Here is a 17,885-nt window from a genome sequence, read left to right as displayed (position 1 = left end):
CTTAAGCAGAGTCTCGTTTAATAAAATAGCGGCAGTCTAGGACACGCCTTACGTGTCTTTGGCTGCCGCTGTTTCCATTTCTAGAGTCAGTCTGTTTATTGCTGACATTCGTTACGTCATACAAAACACTTACAGCTCGAAGAGCTGCTTCTGTTGTTAAGTCATGGAGAACATCGCGCCAAGGTAAGCGAAAGCCGTGGCGAACAAGCCCATCACTAGCGCGATAGCTGGACGCTGTGCCCGAAACATCGCGATAATGCCGCCAAGCATAATTAAAGCAGCAGCAAACAACAACAGCCCGCTGCTCGTCAGCGAAAATGATAATTCCATATCCGGGCTGTACGGCCCCTGGAAGATTCGTGTGAAGAGGGGGGCAGGCGATACCGATTGCAACGTCTCGCGAACATCGTGCGGAGGCGATTGTTGTCCGAGCACGCCGGTTGCCGCAAGGACGAGCATGGCGATGACGCTTTCTGCTTTTAGCCATACACGAGGATTAAAATGTTCATTTGCTGCAGCCATCCTTTTGTATAAGAACCCGTTCGTAAATGCGAATACAAGCAGTGGCAGTATGAGTACATGTTTAATCAACAAAGCTTGACCATAGGGCAAGATCCACGATTTGACGTAATCAGGCGTCGTAAACGTCATTAGCGTGAAGCCGGCGGCCAAGGTCAGGATAACGGATCCAATCGCAACGGGTGAGAACCAGTTCAGGAAAGCCGGCCAATGATTGCTGCTCCGCGCGAACCAGCCAGCAACGAACAGAATGCCAATCCATGCCGAGAAGCCAAGAAAATGAGCCGTATGTACAAGTAATCCTTTTGTTGGACTGAGCGACGATGCATGACTGGCGTATCCAAGCCAGACGATGAGTAGCAAAGTGACGAACAAGGCGATCTTCGGCATATGACGGTCATTACGGAATAACTTGACACCTAGAAGGGTCAATAGCCCTGCGGAGCCGACCACCGTCCAAATCCATGCTTTGCCCGAATTGACGTCAATTAAGATACTTCGCATCATCTCCCCGTAAGATATATCAAATTCTGAGGAGAACTGTGTGGCGAGCTGATGGAGCGGGATAAACGACAACACGGGAATAGCCGCCGTGCAAACGAGCAGGAGGCCATTCGGCACGTGGATATCGGGCTTGAAGCGCTCGGGCACAATCTTAAGCAGGAGTGTGCCCATTAGGATTGCGAAGCAGATATATAACAAGCCTTCGCTAATATAGATCATGGCTTCCTTCTTCGAATCCATACAGCGGCAACTGCAACAACAAGTATGACTCCGCCGATCGCGAATAATGGCGACATGCCGGATTCGTTGTTATCCGAGTCCGTCTGCTCCGAATCAGGGACTGGAGACGGGCTGGCTTCCGCATCGGCAGTTGGGGACGCTGACGGGGTACCGGTTGGTTGCTCTGTGTTATCCGGTACGGCCGAAGGAGATGCTGCAGGTGCCGCCGTAGGTTCAGGTGTTGGAGAAGCTGCGTGAGCCTCTACAGAGAAGCTGTATTCGCCTTCGATCGCATGGCTGTCCGCTCCGACAATTGTCCATTTGACCTTGTAGACGCCATTGTCGAGCGGAGCGGCAGGTCGATTGGACATCGTTGCACCTTCTACGCCGGTTTTGCCGAGAGCAATTTCGTTACCCGCGGAGTCAAATAACTTGAAGTCACTTATTTTTTCGATACGGGTATTAAAGGTTAATCGAATCTCCTGCGGCGAGGTCTCGGATACAGAATCCTTCTCCGGCACAGATTCTTCCAATTTGGAATGGGCTAGCGCGGCCTGCGGCAACAGCCAAATGAGCGCAAGGCAAATCAAGATGATTCGTTTCATGAATGTAAACCTCCTAGATAAACTTGTAATGGTACTGGTCGTTTGCTGACCTCACGGCTGAACCCATTATACCAAATTGGGAGACGGCTTGATGCAGCGGCCGTGTTGTTTTGGTTGCAAAGTGTTGAACATTCTATGAAAAGGTGAGGTGTTGATCCATCTGTCGATCATAAAGGAAAAGCTATATTGAATATACATCATTCATGATATCCAGTCTTCTGCAAGGGAGGTGCGCCTGCTGCCAGCAATGCTTATTCGGCATGCGGCGACAGGCAGAATGAAGCTTGAGTGAGCCCTTATCGCTAGGCTGGTCGTTCATTGTCGCGCTTATCCTCATTGCTATACATGCACTTTGTGCAGCGGGACTGTCTTCCATCGCGCATGCACGCAACAATCGGCTCGAAGGGAGGGCCGACCATTTTTACGTGAACCGTGAATTATACGCAGCTGCATGTCGGATCTGCAAGGTCCTCGTCGTGATCGGCGTAGGTTTGCTAAGCTATTGGACTGCGGTTAGACACATCTCCCCATTGCTGGAATTGATCGGCGCAATACCTTCGATTGTGTTAACTGCAGTGTCCTTTAGCATAGCCTATGGAATTAATATTTCCTTGCTATTGGTAGTCGGGGAGCTAATCCCGACTAGGGTAGCCGAGCGCAATCCAGAGGCAGCTCTGGTTGTATTGGCAAGGCCGCTAAGACTGATGCTCATGCCTCTCTTACCGGCGGTCAGGCTGCTGATGCGTATAGCGAACTTACTATTGCCGCTGCTTGGGATCGAGCCCGCTAACGGGCAGATGGATGCGCATACTGAAGCCGATTTGCGGACATTAATGAAAGAAAGTCACCAGAGTGGGTATATCGACCAAACCGAGCTAACGCTCTTCGATAACATCTTCGAATTCACCGAAACAACCGCCCGCGAAATTATGATCCCCCGCACGGAGATGATCTGCCTCAAGGCAGGGCTGTCACTTAAAGCGAATGTGACCATTGCCATCATGCATATGCGTACCCGTTACCCCGTCTGTGAGCATGACAAAGACAATATTATCGGATTTGTCCATATTAAGGATTTGCTCAAAGAATCCGCCGAGTCTACGAGGCCGATCAAGAGCTTGACCAGACCTGTCACAACCGTACCGGAATCGATCCCAATCAGCGTGCTCCTGAAGCTTATGCAGCGCAGCGCCAGCCAGATTGCCATCCTCATCGACGAGTTCGGCGGCACCTCCGGGCTGGTGACGCTTGAGGATATTATGGAAGAAATTGTGGGCGACATTCGGGATGAATTCGATTCCGATATCTCGGATATCGTGAAGAGGGAAGACGGCTCCTATTCGGTTAGCGGATTGTTGCTTATTGAGGAAGTGAACGGATTCTTCAGCCTGTCAATCAGCACGGACAACTATGAGACCATAGGCGGCTGGCTGTATGCCCAGATCGACTCGCCTCCAATCATCAGTCAAACGATTGTTGTGCAGGGCAAATATGTATTTGAAATTGAAGAAACGCGTCATCTGCGTATCTCCCGCATTACGATTCGGTATGAAGGAGAAGGGCGAATGGCGGCAGAATGACAGCTAGATGAAGATTTTCAATCAAAGCTGAATATTTTCCGGAATCCCGGCGCCGGAGGGCTGGTCTATTTGGGGTCAGACAAAAAGGTAATTCGTACGTTCGACGACGAATATGCGGATAGCCTGATTCGGCGCTTCGATTCCATGGGCTGGTACAATGCATCGGTGTTCCAATTATCCGATACACAAAAGCCCCAGTATAGGCATCAGGTCAGAATCTGATGCCCGTACTGGGGCTTGTTGAATACTAAGGAGCTTACTGCGCCGCGTGCGCAGGCGGAGCGATCTTGTTCACAACGTCGATCGTGCCGCCGCCCAGGCATTGCTCGCCGTCATAGAAAACAACGGCTTGACCAGGTGTGACCGCCTTCTGGGGGCTGTCAAACACCACGAGCGCCGAGCCGTCTTCCTGCATCGTTACGGTAACGCCTTGATCGGGCTGACGATAACGGAACTTCGCGGCGCAACGGATAGGACTGGATATATCTTGAGGTACGATCCAGTTCAGTCCGGTTGCGATCAGGCTCTCCGAATAGAGACTGTGGTGCGTTTCTCCTTGCACGACGTACAGAATGTTCTGCTCCAGATCCTTCTCCGCTACGAACCACGGCTCACCGGAGCCTGTACCAGAGCCGCCGATACCAAGTCCTTGACGCTGTCCGAGGGTGTAATACATAAGGCCGTCATGGCGTCCCTTCTTCTCGCCGGTGCGAATATCGACCATGTCGCCGGACTTCGCCGGCAAATAACCGCTAAGGAACTCCTTGAAGTTGCGTTCTCCGATGAAGCATACGCCGGTACTGTCCTTTTTCTTGGCTGTGTACAAGCCGGCTTCTTCGGCGATTCTGCGTACTTCAGGTTTCGGCAGATGACCGATGGGGAACATCGCTTTGACCAGTTGGTTTTGGTTAAGCGCGCTGAGGAAATAAGTTTGGTCCTTGTTGCCATCTACGCCTCGGAGCAGCTTGGTCACACCGTCTGAGTCACGTTCAACGCGGGCATAATGACCTGTAGCAAGGTAATCGGCGTTAAGCTCCAGCGCTTTGTTAAGGAAATCGCCGAATTTGATTTCGCGATTGCACATCACGTCTGGATTCGGCGTGCGACCGCGCTTGTATTCGTCTAAGAAATAGGTGAACACCTTGTCGAAATACTGTTTCTCGAAGTTCACTGTATAATAAGGGATGCCGATTTGTTCGCATACCCGGCGCACATCCTCTGAATCTTCTTCTGCCGTGCAGACGCCGAATTCGTCGGTATCATCCCAGTTTTTCATGAATATGCCGATTACGTCATACCCCTGCTGCTTGAGCAGAAGCGCCGTAACGGAGGAATCCACGCCGCCTGACATACCTACCACGACGCGTATATTAGCATTGTTATTATCCAATTCGTTCACCGCCTTGTCTATTAAAGCAAATTATATTGTATCACAAAGGGAAAAGAATTTCATGAAAGCAGCAACCTTTTTGCACACGATGCGCAGACGATATGTTAACATATAAGGATGATGGGAATACAGTGATTTAGAGAAAGAGGTGCCATGTATGAAAATATCAACAAAAGGTCGTTACGGACTTACCATAATGATGGAACTAGCCGCTAAGATTGGTGAAGGTCCCATTTCCCTTAAAAGCATTGCTGAGCGCAACGGATTATCCGAACATTATTTGGAGCAGCTGGTCGCTCCACTACGAAACGCGGGACTAGTCAAGAGTATCCGGGGAGCCTATGGCGGATATATCTTGTCCAAGGCATCTGCGGACATAACAGCGGGCGATATTATTCGTATTCTGGAAGGTCCCATCTCTCCGGTTGACTTTACCGAAGAGGACGACCCGGCGAAACGTAATCTGTGGCTGCGCATTCGGGACAGTATTGCGGACGTATTGGATTCCACAACGTTAGAGGATCTGATTACGTACCGAGAAGAAGAGAAAAAAGATTCTTATATGTTCTACATTTAGCTATTAGTGCGTGTTCAAAAAGTTCGATTTTCAGCACCGAGAAGATTGGATGAGAGATTCGATGTCGAGTGTACTACTTGGATTATTTCGTGATGGGAAGCGGACTTTTTGAACAACCTCTATTCGATAGAATCCGTAGAACTTTATTTCTAATGCTAAGGTGATTACGATGAACAACTATTATTTTGACCATGCCGCCACAACGCCCATGCATCCTGCCGTCGCAGAAACGATGATGGAGCTGATGCGGGGACCCGGCGGCAACGGTTCAAGTACTCACGCGTACGGTCGGGCTGCCAAAGCCCGAATTAGCCGTGCGCGTGATTCTATTTCTGCGGCCATTGGCTGCAAGCCAGGTGAACTGATGTTCACCTCTGGCGGGACGGAGAGCAATAATACGGCAATAATAGGCTCGGCTAGGGCGCAACGCAAGCATGGGAGAAGTCATATTGTGACGTCCGCTGCCGAGCATCATGCGGTGCTGCATACTTGCGAATGGTTGAGGGACGAGGAAGGATTCGAGCTGACGGTAGTGCCCGTCAACGAATATGGATGCGTAGATTTGGCTAGCTTGACCGAGGCGTTAAGACCGGATACGGCGCTAGTCAGCATCATGCATGGCAACAATGAGGTAGGTACGCTATCCCCAATAACTTCAATCGGGGATGCTGCGCACGCTGTGGGCGCCTTGCTTCATGTAGATGCGGTACAGACGCTTGGCATGATCCCCTATCAGCTTGGTGAGATGCCCGTTGATCTTGCGACCTTTTCGGCGCATAAGATTAATGGGCCGCAGGGCGTGGGAGCTTTGTATATCGCTACGGGTACGCCATTCGAGCCGTTGTTGCACGGTGGTTCACAAGAGCGCAAGCGCCGTGCTGGCACGGAAAATGTAGCGGGAATCGTGGGATTCGCCGCAGCTCTTGACATTTGTGTGAACGATAGAGAAATAAAGCAACTTTTTTTGGACAAGCTTCGTATGAGATGGATAGAGCTGCTGCAAGAAGGTATTGGACATGCGAATATGATCGTTAATGGACATCCTGATGCTGCAAGTCGCTTGTCTCATATTATGAATATCAGCTTCCTGGGTACGCAGACGGAAAGTATGCTCATGAATCTCGATATGGCCGGTATTGCTGCTTCCAGCGGTTCTGCTTGCACATCAGGTTCGTTCGAGAAGTCACATGTACTGAAGGCAATGTCATTATCTCCCGCAAGTCTGGATTCGGCTGTAAGATTTAGCTTCGGATTGGGGAATACTTTGGAGGAACTGGAGGATGCGGCCCAAGTGGTAACAGCAATCGTGGACCGTATTCGAATCAAAGGTTAGGAAGGATTCCTGCTGGCGTGATCAAACTCCAAAGACTGATCGGACTTCCGGTCATTGTGATCCATTCCGGCAAACTTGTCGGGACAGTCAAAGACGCGTGGTTTGATGAACATTGGCGACTTCAAGGTTTAATACTGGAATTCGCGAAGTGGTATGCTTCGTCCGCAAGGACGGTATCGTGGAACGACGTATTGACGTGTGGTGAAGATACCGTTATCATCTCGAGAGAAGATGCGGTCACCGCCATGAAACCGAAGAATGTTCGCCGAGCGTTCCATTCTGGCATCGTCAAGCTAAAGGATTTGCCCGTTGTCACTGTACACGGCGTTCAACTTGGACGAGTGTCGGATGTTTATTTTTACCCGTTTCAGGGTACACAGATAGTAGGCTATGAGCTTACAGACGGTTTTATCTCGGATCTGATGGAAGGGCGTAAATGGCTGAAAGCGCCGAGTGATCCGGAGGAGGTATTGCTCGGGGAAGACGCGATTATTGTTCCGGCTGTCAGCGAAGCGGAATTGGAGCCTGTCGCAGCTTCCAATTTCAAAGAATAGGGAGAAATGTTTATGATGAGATGTCCGAATTGCAATTCGAAAGATATAGGGAAAATCGGTTCCCACCAGTTCTATTGCTGGGGCTGCTTTATTGAGTTAACGGTCAACGGCGACAAGATGTCGGTGTTCCAGGTCGAAGAAGATGGCACGCTCAGCTCGCTGGACGATTTGTTCTTCGAAGACGATGTTGCGCAGACGGAAGCGCAGTTGAATTAACCGTTATAGTGGTGATAAAACAATTAACCTTGTTAGGTCGCTCTGCATGAAGAAATCTGCAGAGCCCGAACAAGGTTTTTTTGACGCCTTATCCGTCTAAGGGATTACGGCGGTGCTTGGGCTTGAATTCGGTTGGCGAGAGACCGGTCCAACGGCGGAATTGTCTGGAGAAGTGGCTAGCAGATTGAAATCCCAGTCGCTCGGCAATGTCGGTGACAGACAAATAAGAGGTAACGAGCAACTCCTTCGCCAGCATCAGCTTCTGCTTGCTTATATATTGGCGCGGAGACAAGCCGTATACCTTCGTGAACAGCTTGGAGCATTGACTCCGACTCATATTTAATTCCTTCGCAATAGTGGTAATGGAAATTTCCTCGAACAGACCTAGCGACAGCTTCTCCTCGATAGCATGCGCCAGATTGGCCGCGAACGGCGTAACCTTGCCGGTGCCCGCGCTGTCTTCGCTCTGTTCCCTAATGAGCGATAGCAACTCGCGGATAATGAGAAAAATATTCCCCTGCAGCAGCAGTTTGTCCTCCAGTTTTGCCTCTGTTTTGTTACTCTCATCGGCTTGCGACTTCCTTGTCAATTCCTGGAGCTCTCCGATGTAACGGCTCAGTCTGCCGGAGCGATTGGCTTCCTCGGCGGATACGAAACGGTATGCGGCTGTGCCAAGCAGGCTGCGGAGATCCAAATCATCGAGATCGAAATGTACATTAAAGAAATCGTATTCCATGTCCGAGGCATTAGAAGTTCGATGTCTTTCGCCGGCATTAATTAAGAGCCAATCTCCCGGTCGCAGCGTGACAGTCGTTCGATTGATTTCTTGATCCGCCTCTCCACCAAGGCAACAGAGCAGCTCATACAAGTGATGATGATGCCTAGGATATGTCCAGCCGGGCGGGAATTTGGCGAGCTGAAAGCCTGTTACTTGCAGAGTTGTAGTTATATTTGGGAAGGCAATCGCATTTTGCATCGTAGGTCACTCTTTCGCTGGCGAGATGCCATTATTTTATCATAATAGACCATATGGAGTGAATCGACGGCACAAAAGGTATATAAGATGCACCATTTGGAGATTGAAGAGAGGCAGAACAATTCGCATAATGAAGTTAACATCATCTGCTTTGGAGGGGTTAACACATGGCTAAACTAGAAGTACAAGGTTCGCAATTTCAATTAGATGGAGAAACGATTCGGATTTGGTCCGGTGCCATTCATTATTTCCGCATCGTGCCTGAGCATTGGGAGGATCGTCTCCTCAAGCTGAAGGCTTGCGGGTTCAATACGGTTGAAACGTATGTTCCTTGGAATTTGCATGAACCAGAGGAAGGCTCGTTTAACTTCGAGGGGCTGGCGGATATCGAGCAATTTATCGCCCTTGCCGGGAATCTCGGCTTGCATGTGATCGTACGCCCTAGCCCGTATATATGTGCAGAGTGGGAATTCGGCGGGCTGCCTGCATGGCTGCTGCGGGATTCGGATATGCAGCTGCGTTGTATGAATGATACTTATTTGCAGAAGGTCGATGCCTATTACGATGTCTTGATTCCAAAGCTAGTCCCACTGCTGAGCACTAACGGCGGACCGATTATAGCTGTACAGGTCGAGAATGAATACGGCAGCTATGGCAATGACAAAGACTATTTGCTGTATTTGAAGAACGGTCTGCTAGAGCGGGGAATTGATGTGTTGCTGTTTACATCGGACGGCCCAACGGATCAAATGCTGCAAGGCGGTACGTTGCCAGGCGTGCTGGCGACTTCCAATTTTGGATCGAGGCCCGAAGAGGAGTTCGCAAAATTCCGGGAGTATCGCCCGGATGAACCGCTATTTTGTATGGAATATTGGAACGGCTGGTTCGATCATTGGCTAGAGACGCATCATACGCGCGATAGCAAGGATGTTGCCGATGTGTTCGACCGGATGTTGAGTGCGGGCGCTTCCGTAAACTTCTACATGTTCCATGGCGGTACGAATTTCGGATTCTATAATGGAGCGAATCACTTGGTGAATTACGAGCCTACTATTACGAGTTATGATTATGATGCGCCGTTGTCCGAATGTGGAGATGTGACGGAGAAATATATGGCCGTACGTGAAGTGATGCGTAAACATGGCGCCATTGTAGCGGATGAAGTGCCAGCTCCGTCCCGTAAACTAAATTATGGGAAGGTAGCCATGAAGGAATCAGCGAGCTTATTCGCTAATCTCGAATCGCTGTCGACTGCCGTTCAGCGTCGCTGCCCGGAACCTATGGAAAAGCTTGGTCAGAATTACGGCTTTATCTTATATCGTACGCAAGTTACTGGACCACGCACAGCTCAGCAGCTGCACTTGCAGGATGTGCATGACCGTGCACAGGTATTCCTGAATGGGGAATGGATTGGCACGATTGAACGCTGGGATCCTAAGCCGATCGATGTGAATATTCCAGCGCATGGCGCGACGCTCGACATCCTGGTGGAGAACATGGGACGAATCAACTATGGTCCTCTCTTAAGAGACCGGAAGGGTATTACCGAAGGTGTTCGTCTCGATAATCAATTCCAGTTTGATTGGACGATCTATCCGCTGCCGCTTTCTGATCTGTCCAAGCTGCCATTCTCGGCACAACCGAGTCAGCCGAGCGGGAAGGCAGCCGAAAATCCAGCATTCTACAAGGGCGAGCTGTTTGTTGACGAAGCAGCAGATACATTCGTAAGTCTCCAGGGATGGACCAAAGGGGTCGTATGGATTAATGGCTTCAACATTGGACGATTCTGGGAGAAGGGTCCTCAACAAACGTTGTACGTACCAGGTCCGTTGCTTCGTGAAGGCCGCAATGAGATCGTTGTGCTGGAGCTTCATGGCACAGATAGACTGGAAGTTGAACTAATTGATACACATAATCTAGGGTAAGTGAATACAATTACGGTTGTCTGGTGAATTCCTTGCTTATTGGTCGTCCAAGCCTGAATTCCATACGTAGCTGCGAAAACTATAAAGGGATGTTCGCAAAGCTCCAATGGAAAGGATTGAACGGGATGGAACCAAATGAGATAACCGAGGAAGAGATGCTCTCGGCAAGTGAGGAATTCGCCTATCTGTATCCCATTTTAATGAATGAAATTGAACATATCGAACGACTAAGAGGAAGGCTGAACGACTTTCAGCTCATGCTCGCTGTCTCGCGCGCCAAGGATTCGATGGAGATCGTCGGGTGGGAGCGCAGGCAGACGATTAATGCGATCCTCGGGAAATACGCACAAATCTATCGAACACTGGGGCGGGAAGAAGCGGATGAGTGGGTCATGCTCACATTCGGCTTTAGGCTGGTTAGATCGGTTCCGGCCGATCACTTGGAGAACGATGGGACAGAGCACGAGGTCACAGAAGCGGAAGCAGAGCTAAATTCCAATGTTCCGGCGGGCTTGGGCTCCAAGGATGAAGAGGAAACGATGTCAAACGAATTTACAAAGGATTTAACCTTTGACCTGCAAGAGATCGCTAGCTTGATTGCCATGAAAGAGGCTGAACTTCTTCAGCTTTATCGAGAATTTTATCGATTGTCCAAAGGATGATTCCCCCAACTTGTACATATAATGAATGAGTGGCTTCGCGTGATCCGCGATGCTAATTATCGGTTGCCAGCCATCATTCGTGTGTGCGACTGCAGGTTCGGGAGGAATAACGCGTGGAACGATTCACAAGTAATCGACTGTTTGTATGGATGGTTTATCTCATCCTTGGTCTAATCGCCATTTACTTCTTGTTGCAGTTAAAGCCGCTGATCGTTACGATCTACGGATTTCTTAAAGCGGTACTTGGTCCGTTCATTATTGCAATGATCATCTCTTACGTACTGAATCCCATCGTGTCCATGCTGCATGAGCGCAAAGTGCCGCGTACAATCGCGGTGCTTCTGATCTATGCCGTATTCTGTGCGGCGATTACGGTGCTGCTTGTCAATTTGATCCCGATGTTCGTCGGACAAGTGCAAGAGCTTAACCAGCATATGCCCGAACTTACGATTCGTGCTCAAAATATTGTAACGGATATTAACAATACTTCGTTCTTACCTTCCAGCTTCCGCGATGGCATTGATAAGGCGCTGCTCGGCATCGAAAAGAAAATATCGGAGTCGTTGTTTCATTTCGTCAACAATATCGGCTCTATGCTCAGCGCTGTGTTCGTTGTGTTCATTATCCCGTTTCTCGCGTTCTACATCCTAAAGGATTTTGACGTTTTCGAGCGGACGATCATCACCTACGTGCCGAAATCCCATCGCAAAAACACGGTCCGGCTTATGAAGGATATCGATCAGGCGTTAGGGAGCTACATACGGGGACAGTTTCTCGTCTGTGTGATCGTAGGCACTTTAGCGTATGGAGGTTACCTCCTTATTGGCATGCCGTATGCGCTGCTGCTGGCGAGCGTCGTTGCGATTACCAATGTCATTCCGTACCTTGGACCGTTTTTCGGCGCGGCTCCGGCGTTATTGATGGCATCAACCGTATCGGTCAAAATGATGATTTATGTCGCTATCGTAAACACGTTATGCCAAATTCTGGAAGGAAACGTGATTTCCCCGCAGGTCGTGGGCCGCACGCTGCACTTGCATCCGCTTCTCATCATCTTTGCTTTGCTTGCAGGCGGAGAAATAGCGGGTATCGCCGGCATGATTCTGGCTGTACCGATCTTCGCGGCATGCAAAGTGATTGTGCAGCATATGTTTGCCTATTATGTCAGGCGAAAGATCATTTGACAGCCTCATGCGGGACGGATATAATTTGTGCATATATGTATGAACAGCCTCATAAAGCGTTGATGAAAAAAAGTAGGTTATGACCTTCCAATCAGAGAGAGCGCTTCTTCGATATCTGCCAATTATATGGGTAGATGCGATGGTTGCGAGAGCGCTTATGCGAAGAGTGGCCGAAAGCTGTTTTCGGAGCGTGAACGAACTTCACCGGCTGGACCCGTTATCGTCCACGAAGGAGATCGCGTGCAATTACGCGATAACCAGGGTGGTACCGCGATATTGATTCGTCCCTGTCATTGACAGGGGCGTTTTTATGTTTTGACAGAGATATAGACGCGAGCGGTAAGCCGCATCGACGACCAAGGAGGATATAACTATGAAAGCCAGCGAAATAAGATCCAAGTGGCTGCAATTCTTCGAAAGCAAAGGCCACGCCATCGAGCCGAGCGCATCGCTTGTGCCGCATAACGACCCGTCCCTGCTATGGATTAACGCAGGCATGGCGCCGCTCAAATCGTATTTTGACGGACGAGTGATTCCTGAGAATCCGCGTATCGCGAACTCGCAGAAGTGTATCCGTACCAACGACATCGAGAATGTCGGCAAGACACGCCGCCATCATACCTTCTTCGAGATGCTGGGCAACTTCTCCATCGGCGACTACTTCAAGGAAGAAGTTATCACATGGGCATGGGAGTTCCTGACTGACAAGAAGTGGATTGGATTTGATCCGAACCGTCTGTCCGTTACGGTATATCCCGAAGACGAAGAGGCGTTCCGCTTCTGGAACGAGAAGATTGGTTTGCCTGCAGAGCGCATCTACAAGCTGGAGGAGAATTTCTGGGATATCGGCGAAGGCCCTTGCGGACCTTGTACAGAAATTTTCTATGACCGCGGCGACAAATATGGCGACTTGTCTGATCCTGAATGCTGGCCTGGCGGCGAGAACGAACGTTTCCTCGAAGTATGGAACCTGGTATTCTCGCAATTCAACCATAACAAAGACGGCAGCTATACACCGCTTCCGAATAAAAATATCGATACAGGTGCTGGTCTGGAGCGATTCGCTTCCATTCTCCAGGACGTAGACTCCAACTTTGACACGGATTTGTTCCGTCCGATCATTGACCGTACTTGTGAGATTGCTGGGGTTCAATACAAAACGAACGAGGATCAAGATGTTGCACTTAAGGTAATCGCGGATCATGTCCGTACAGTCGTCTTCTCCGTGGGCGACGGCGTAATGCCGTCGAACGAAGGCCGCGGCTATATTATCCGCCGCTTGCTCCGCCGTGCCGTGCGTTACGGAAAATCGCTTGGCGTGGACCGTCCGTTCTTGTATGAGCTGACACCGGTAGTTGGTGATGTGATGGGTGTATACTATCCGGAAGTCGTTGAGAAACGCGAGTTTATCGAGCGTGTGATTCGTACGGAGGAAGAGCGGTTCCATGAAACATTGTCCGACGGACTCGTCTTGTTAGAAGCGCTCGTGAAGGACGCGAAGGCTGCTGGCGCTGGTGCAATCGGCGGCGGCGATGCCTTTAAGCTGTACGACACGTATGGTTTCCCGTTCGATTTGACAGAGGACTTTGCGTCGGAGCATGGTCTGTCGGTCGACCGTGACGGCTTCGATTCTGCGATGGAAGCGCAGCGTGAGCGCGCGCGTGCGGCTCGTCAGGACACAGGCAGCATGAAGGTCCAAGGCGGTCCGCTTGCCGACTTTACGGATAAAAGCGAATTTGTTGGCTATAATGACTTGGTAACTGAATCCAAAATCTCGGCGATTATTCTGGATGAGGCGTTAGTGGATCTTGCTGGAGAAGGCAGCCGCGTAGCCGTGCTTCTGGACCGTACGCCGTTCTATGCGGAAAGCGGCGGACAGATCGGTGACAAAGGGACGATTACGGGTGGAGGCTTCACGCTGCAAGTAGAGGACGTTACCAAAGCGCCGCATGGCCAAAATGTGCATCATGCAGTTGTTGTTGCCGGTACAGTACGTTCGGGTGAGCTGGTGAGGGCTGCTGTTACGAGATCCGAGCGTGAGGACGTCATCAAAAACCATACGGCGACGCATTTGCTTCATAAGGCGCTCAAAGAAACGCTCGGCGATCATGTTAACCAGGCTGGATCGCTTGTCGAGGCCGATCGTCTGCGCTTTGACTTCTCCCATTTCGGCAGCATAACGGCTGAAGAGCTCGCAACGATCGAACGCAAAGTCAATGAACAGATCTGGACGGGCACAAACGTGGATATCTCGAACAAATCGTTAAGTGAAGCAAAAGCAATGGGCGCGATGGCATTGTTCGGTGAGAAATATGGCGATGTCGTTCGTGTCGTGCAAGTTGGCGACTATAGTCTTGAGTTATGCGGTGGCTGCCATGTAGGCAACACTTCGCAGATTGGACTGTTCAAGCTGCTCGGCGAAAGCGGCATCGGCTCCGGCGTACGTAGGATCGAAGCGGTAACAGGCAGACACGCATATGCCTACTATGAGGAACAGCTTGATTTGCTTAAACAATCGTCATCTCTGCTGAAGTCGAACATCGGCGATGTGCCTAAACGGATCGAAGGTCTGTTCGGTCAGGTGAAGGATCTCTCGCGCGAGAACGAATCGCTGCAAGCGAAGCTGAGCCGCATTGAAGCGGGATCGCTAGAGACGCAAGCCATTAAGGTTGGCGACATTCAAGTTCTATGTGCTAAAGTAAATGCGCCGTCGATGGACGCGCTTCGTGGCATCGTTGATGAGCTTAAGGTCAAGCTAGGCTCCAGCGTGATCGTACTTGGCGCTGTTCAAGAGGATAAAGTTAATCTTGCGGCTGCCGTATCCGCTGACCTGGTCAAAGCTGGTTATCATGCTGGCAAGATCATCAAGGAAGCGGCGGTCATTGTCGGAGGAAACGGCGGCGGTCGTCCAGATATGGCACAAGCGGGAGGCAAAGACGTCTCCAAACTGGATGAAGCGCTCAAAATTGCCGAGGAACTGGTTGTTGGCAGGGCGAATGTGATATGATAGATTCAGGCATTATCCCGATAGGGGTGCTCTTCTCGAAAGCGAGGTGCTGTTGATGAGTTCCATGGACCAAACAATGAAGTTTAACGTGAAGGCGGAGGGGGTGGAAACTTCTTCCGGGGATATTCTGCTCAGCGTTCACGAAGCGCTGCTGGAGAAGGAATACAATCCGATTAACCAGATCGTTGGGTACTTGCTGTCCGGAGATCCCGCGTATATTCCGCGGCACAACAACGCCCGTAGTTTAATCCGCAAGAAGGAGCGCGACGAGCTGATCGAAGAGCTGGTTCGGTTCTACTTGCAGCACAAGAAAGAATAAGTTTATATTTGAACTACCTTTAAAGGGGCCAGGCGGTTTAATGAGAGTAATGGGTTTGGATTATGGAGACCGTAACATCGGCGTTGCCGTCAGCGACGCATTCCGGTGGACCGCGCAAGGTTTGACGGTTGTGGAACGCAGGCGGGACGGCGGCGAGGTCGATGTCCTAGCCGGGCTTGTAAGCGAGCATGAAGTGTCGGAAATTGTGGTCGGTCTGCCCAAAAACATGAACGGTTCCATAGGCCCTCGCGGTGATATCAGCATCGCGTTTGCCGAACAGATTGGGCAGAAGCTAGGTATACCTGTTCACCTTTGGGATGAAAGGCTGACAACGGTAGCTGCCGAACGAACGCTCCTCGAAGCGGACGTCAGCCGGAGGAAACGGAAGCAAGTAATCGACAAGATGGCGGCGACGCTAATCTTGCAAAATTTTCTCGACTCTAAAACGAAAAGGTGATGGTAACGATGACAAATGAAGACTTGCAATACGAAGAGCCGGAAATTATTTATATTCCGGACGAAGAAGGTAATGAGGAAGAGTTCGAAGTCATCATGAAGTTTGAGGTTGATGGTTCGGATCAGAAATATATGATGGTTGTGCCTCTGATCGGCAATGACGAGGAAGAGGACGAGGTATACGCGTTCCGCTACGAAGAGGAAGGCGACGATCTTAAGCTGTACACGATTGATGATGAAGAAGAGTGGAATATGGTCGAAGAGACGTTTAACACGCTTCTGGGTGAGCTGGAGGAGCAAGAGTAATGTCCGAAGCTCATCAAGCGCCTAAACGGCAGAACAATTTGAAAGAGGTTTTCGGTGATCATGTCGAATTGATCGCCGAAGACGGCAGTGCAGAGACTTACCGGATCAAAGCTGAATTCGAGCTGGACGGCGCCGTATATGCGGCGCTGCAAAGCGAAGATATGGAAGCTGAGGACGAGGTGGAATTTCTGCGTGTACGGCAAGAAGGCGGAGAGCCTCAACTGGAGACGATCGAAGATGATGAAGAGTGGGAATTAGCCTCTGAAGCCTACGACGATCTGTTATTCAAGAGTGACGACAGGCCTTAGCATCTCCTAAATAGTTGACTCTAAGGGCGGCTGACAACCGCTCTTTTTCACGGAAACTGACAGAAGAGGGTGTAGCAGGTTGGATAAGCCGGAAGAGAAGCAAGCAGCAACAATTGCTCCAAAAGTGGAAAAAAAGAAAAAACGTAAAAATCGGGGTCGACCCAAAACATGGGTTATTTCGTTATGGGTCGTTGTTAGTTTGCTAAGCATCATGGCATTAGGTGCGGGAATTGCGCTTTATTATGTCTGGAGTAATCTGCAGCCAATGCCTGCTGGCGAAACGAAACAAGTAACAATTACGCGCGGTATGTCTGCAAACTCGGTAGCTAGCACGCTTGAAGAGAACGGCATCATTAAGAACAGCTTTGTGTTCGGTTACTATTTGCAGTTGAAGGATGAAGGCTCTAAATTCCAAGCGGGCTTGTATGAGATGAATCCAGGAATGGACAATGCCGCCATTATCACAAAGCTTAATACAGGCGATACGATTGCCGAAGAAACGATTCGCTTCACGATTCCCGAAGGATTCACCGTCTTGCAGATCGCAGACAAGCTGGCAACCGAAGGTTTAATTAACAAAGAAAAGTTTCTGGATTTGGCGGAGAATGGCCGTTCGTGGGGAACAGCAGAGGCGGCGCTCGTCATTCCGGATAATGATAAATTGCACAAACGTCTTGAAGGGTACATGTTCCCTGAAACGTATGAGCTAAAGAAAGACAGCTCGGAAGAACAGATCATCGCTCGTATGCTGCAAGAGACGGATCGCAAGCTTGCCACGTTACCGGATGGATGGCAGGAAGCGATGGAGGAATCGGGCAAGTCCTTGCATGAAATTATGACGATCGCTTCGCTCATCGAGCGTGAGGTGGTAGTCGACGAAGAGCGTGCGCTTGTATCAAGCGTAATATACAACCGTCTTGCGGAGCCAATGAGGCTGCAGATAGACGCGGCTGTTCAGTATGCGCTGGATGAGCCCAAAGAGAGATTGCTAACAAAAGATTTGGAGATCGACAGCCCTTACAATACGTACAAAAATGATGGATTGCCGCCAGGACCTATTGCAAGCCCGAGTCTTGCGTCGATCGAAGCAGCGTTGTTCCCGGCTGATTCGGATTATTTGTTCTACGTCACGAAGAAGGACGGCTCCCAGACGCATCTGTTCGCCAAGACGTACAACGAGCATCTTCGTAATATCGACAAAAGCGAAGCGGGGAGTTAAGCTGCTTAAGCAAGGAGAAGGAGAAA

At 50.1% G+C, this 17,885-nt stretch carries 18 protein-coding genes; 14 read left to right on the top strand and 4 right to left on the bottom strand.

The genetic code is table 11. The features are described 5' to 3' along the window. Nucleotides 1-156: 156 nt before the first annotated feature. On the bottom strand, nt 157-1,263 hold the full coding sequence (locus ACX1C1_RS24715) for a copper resistance D family protein (RefSeq protein WP_458954770.1): 1,107 nt from the start codon (nt 1,261-1,263) through the stop codon (nt 157-159). Beyond that, entirely contained in the window at nt 1,239-1,847 is a 609-nt protein-coding gene (locus ACX1C1_RS24710; RefSeq protein WP_458954769.1) for a copper resistance CopC family protein, read from the bottom strand. The genes ACX1C1_RS24715 and ACX1C1_RS24710 overlap by 25 nt, the downstream gene beginning before the upstream one ends. A 284-nt stretch (nt 1,848-2,131) precedes the next feature. Here ACX1C1_RS24710 and ACX1C1_RS24705 point away from each other — a divergent pair, with 284 nt between their 5' ends. Continuing rightward, nucleotides 2,132-3,427: a hemolysin family protein gene (locus ACX1C1_RS24705; RefSeq protein WP_458954768.1), complete on the top strand. Its 1,296-nt coding sequence runs from the start codon at nt 2,132-2,134 to the stop codon at nt 3,425-3,427. Nucleotides 3,428-3,683: 256 nt separating this feature from the next. Here the strand turns inward: ACX1C1_RS24705 and mnmA are convergent, their stop codons facing one another. Next, a complete protein-coding gene (gene mnmA, locus ACX1C1_RS24700) occupies nt 3,684-4,817 on the bottom strand; it encodes a tRNA 2-thiouridine(34) synthase MnmA (RefSeq protein WP_458954767.1) in 1,134 nt (377 codons plus the stop codon). Between the two features lie 157 nt (nt 4,818-4,974). Between mnmA and cymR the strand changes: the two genes are divergently transcribed. The 4 genes from cymR (at nt 4,975) to ACX1C1_RS24680 (ending at nt 7,497) form a co-directional block, all read left to right on the top strand. Next, on the top strand, nt 4,975-5,394 hold the full coding sequence (gene cymR / locus ACX1C1_RS24695) for a cysteine metabolism transcriptional regulator CymR (protein ID WP_458954766.1): 420 nt from the start codon (nt 4,975-4,977) through the stop codon (nt 5,392-5,394). Between the two features lie 169 nt (nt 5,395-5,563). Next, nucleotides 5,564-6,727, top strand: coding sequence for a cysteine desulfurase family protein (locus ACX1C1_RS24690; RefSeq protein WP_458954765.1), 1,164 nt, complete (start codon nt 5,564-5,566; stop codon nt 6,725-6,727). A 17-nt stretch (nt 6,728-6,744) separates the two neighbouring features. After that, nucleotides 6,745-7,281 carry a PRC-barrel domain-containing protein gene (locus ACX1C1_RS24685; protein ID WP_458954764.1) on the top strand — a complete coding sequence of 179 codons (537 nt, stop codon included), beginning with the start codon at nt 6,745-6,747 and terminating at the stop codon, nt 7,279-7,281. Between the two features lie 12 nt (nt 7,282-7,293). Continuing rightward, the gene (locus tag ACX1C1_RS24680; RefSeq protein WP_458954763.1) at nt 7,294-7,497 is read left to right on the top strand and encodes a hypothetical protein; all 204 of its coding nucleotides are present in this window, start codon (nt 7,294-7,296) and stop codon (nt 7,495-7,497) included. An 88-nt stretch (nt 7,498-7,585) separates the two neighbouring features. On the opposite strand, the gene ACX1C1_RS24675 is transcribed toward ACX1C1_RS24680, so the two are convergent. Beyond that, on the bottom strand, nt 7,586-8,473 hold the full coding sequence (locus tag ACX1C1_RS24675) for a helix-turn-helix domain-containing protein (RefSeq protein WP_458954762.1): 888 nt from the start codon (nt 8,471-8,473) through the stop codon (nt 7,586-7,588). A gap of 167 nt (nt 8,474-8,640) precedes the next feature. Here ACX1C1_RS24675 and ACX1C1_RS24670 point away from each other — a divergent pair, with 167 nt between their 5' ends. The 9 genes from ACX1C1_RS24670 (at nt 8,641) to mltG (ending at nt 17,859) form a co-directional block, all read left to right on the top strand. Continuing rightward, nucleotides 8,641-10,398, top strand: a complete 1,758-nt coding sequence (locus ACX1C1_RS24670; protein ID WP_458954761.1) for a glycoside hydrolase family 35 protein — start codon at nt 8,641-8,643, stop codon at nt 10,396-10,398. Nucleotides 10,399-10,523: 125 nt separating this feature from the next. Then, a complete protein-coding gene (locus ACX1C1_RS24665) occupies nt 10,524-11,060 on the top strand; it encodes a hypothetical protein (RefSeq protein WP_458954760.1) in 537 nt (178 codons plus the stop codon). Nucleotides 11,061-11,173: 113 nt separating this feature from the next. Next, nucleotides 11,174-12,244: an AI-2E family transporter gene (locus ACX1C1_RS24660; protein WP_458954759.1), complete on the top strand. Its 1,071-nt coding sequence runs from the start codon at nt 11,174-11,176 to the stop codon at nt 12,242-12,244. Nucleotides 12,245-12,617: 373 nt separating this feature from the next. Beyond that, nucleotides 12,618-15,251, top strand: a complete 2,634-nt coding sequence (gene alaS, locus ACX1C1_RS24655) for an alanine--tRNA ligase (protein ID WP_458954758.1) — start codon at nt 12,618-12,620, stop codon at nt 15,249-15,251. Nucleotides 15,252-15,306: 55 nt separating this feature from the next. Further along, nucleotides 15,307-15,570, top strand: coding sequence for an IreB family regulatory phosphoprotein (locus ACX1C1_RS24650; protein ID WP_458954757.1), 264 nt, complete (start codon nt 15,307-15,309; stop codon nt 15,568-15,570). A 40-nt stretch (nt 15,571-15,610) separates the two neighbouring features. Continuing rightward, the gene (ruvX, locus tag ACX1C1_RS24645) at nt 15,611-16,027 is read left to right on the top strand and encodes a Holliday junction resolvase RuvX (protein WP_458954756.1); all 417 of its coding nucleotides are present in this window, start codon (nt 15,611-15,613) and stop codon (nt 16,025-16,027) included. An 8-nt stretch (nt 16,028-16,035) separates the two neighbouring features. Next, on the top strand, nt 16,036-16,332 hold the full coding sequence (locus tag ACX1C1_RS24640; RefSeq protein ID WP_458954755.1) for a DUF1292 domain-containing protein: 297 nt from the start codon (nt 16,036-16,038) through the stop codon (nt 16,330-16,332). After that, on the top strand, nt 16,332-16,640 hold the full coding sequence (locus ACX1C1_RS24635) for a DUF1292 domain-containing protein (RefSeq protein WP_458954754.1): 309 nt from the start codon (nt 16,332-16,334) through the stop codon (nt 16,638-16,640). Before ACX1C1_RS24640 ends, ACX1C1_RS24635 begins: the two co-directional genes overlap by 1 nt. A gap of 79 nt (nt 16,641-16,719) precedes the next feature. Further along, nucleotides 16,720-17,859, top strand: coding sequence for an endolytic transglycosylase MltG (mltG, locus tag ACX1C1_RS24630; protein ID WP_458954753.1), 1,140 nt, complete (start codon nt 16,720-16,722; stop codon nt 17,857-17,859). Nucleotides 17,860-17,885: the final 26 nt, after the last annotated feature.

Source organism: Paenibacillus sp. strain BS8-2, from assembly GCF_054483835.1.
The sequence above is the reverse complement of the archived record's forward strand: the minus strand, read 5'-3'. Positions and strand labels throughout refer to the sequence as shown.

Excerpts from the sequence above, each read along its gene's own strand:
- ACX1C1_RS24635 (WP_458954754.1), top strand. The coding sequence starts at position 16,332 with ATGTCCGAAGCTCATCAAGCGCCTAAACGGCAGAACAATTTGAAAGAG.
- ACX1C1_RS24675 (WP_458954762.1), bottom strand. The coding sequence starts at position 8,473 with ATGCAAAATGCGATTGCCTTCCCAAATATAACTACAACTCTGCAAGTA.
- ACX1C1_RS24640 (WP_458954755.1), top strand. The coding sequence starts at position 16,036 with ATGACAAATGAAGACTTGCAATACGAAGAGCCGGAAATTATTTATATT.
- ACX1C1_RS24690 (WP_458954765.1), top strand. The coding sequence starts at position 5,564 with ATGAACAACTATTATTTTGACCATGCCGCCACAACGCCCATGCATCCT.
- ACX1C1_RS24665 (WP_458954760.1), top strand. The coding sequence starts at position 10,524 with ATGGAACCAAATGAGATAACCGAGGAAGAGATGCTCTCGGCAAGTGAG.
- ACX1C1_RS24710 (WP_458954769.1), bottom strand. The coding sequence starts at position 1,847 with ATGAAACGAATCATCTTGATTTGCCTTGCGCTCATTTGGCTGTTGCCG.
- ruvX (WP_458954756.1), top strand. The coding sequence starts at position 15,611 with ATGAGAGTAATGGGTTTGGATTATGGAGACCGTAACATCGGCGTTGCC.
- ACX1C1_RS24715 (WP_458954770.1), bottom strand. The coding sequence starts at position 1,263 with ATGGATTCGAAGAAGGAAGCCATGATCTATATTAGCGAAGGCTTGTTA.
- ACX1C1_RS24670 (WP_458954761.1), top strand. The coding sequence starts at position 8,641 with ATGGCTAAACTAGAAGTACAAGGTTCGCAATTTCAATTAGATGGAGAA.
- ACX1C1_RS24680 (WP_458954763.1), top strand. The coding sequence starts at position 7,294 with ATGATGAGATGTCCGAATTGCAATTCGAAAGATATAGGGAAAATCGGT.
- ACX1C1_RS24650 (WP_458954757.1), top strand. The coding sequence starts at position 15,307 with ATGAGTTCCATGGACCAAACAATGAAGTTTAACGTGAAGGCGGAGGGG.
- alaS (WP_458954758.1), top strand. The coding sequence starts at position 12,618 with ATGAAAGCCAGCGAAATAAGATCCAAGTGGCTGCAATTCTTCGAAAGC.
- cymR (WP_458954766.1), top strand. The coding sequence starts at position 4,975 with ATGAAAATATCAACAAAAGGTCGTTACGGACTTACCATAATGATGGAA.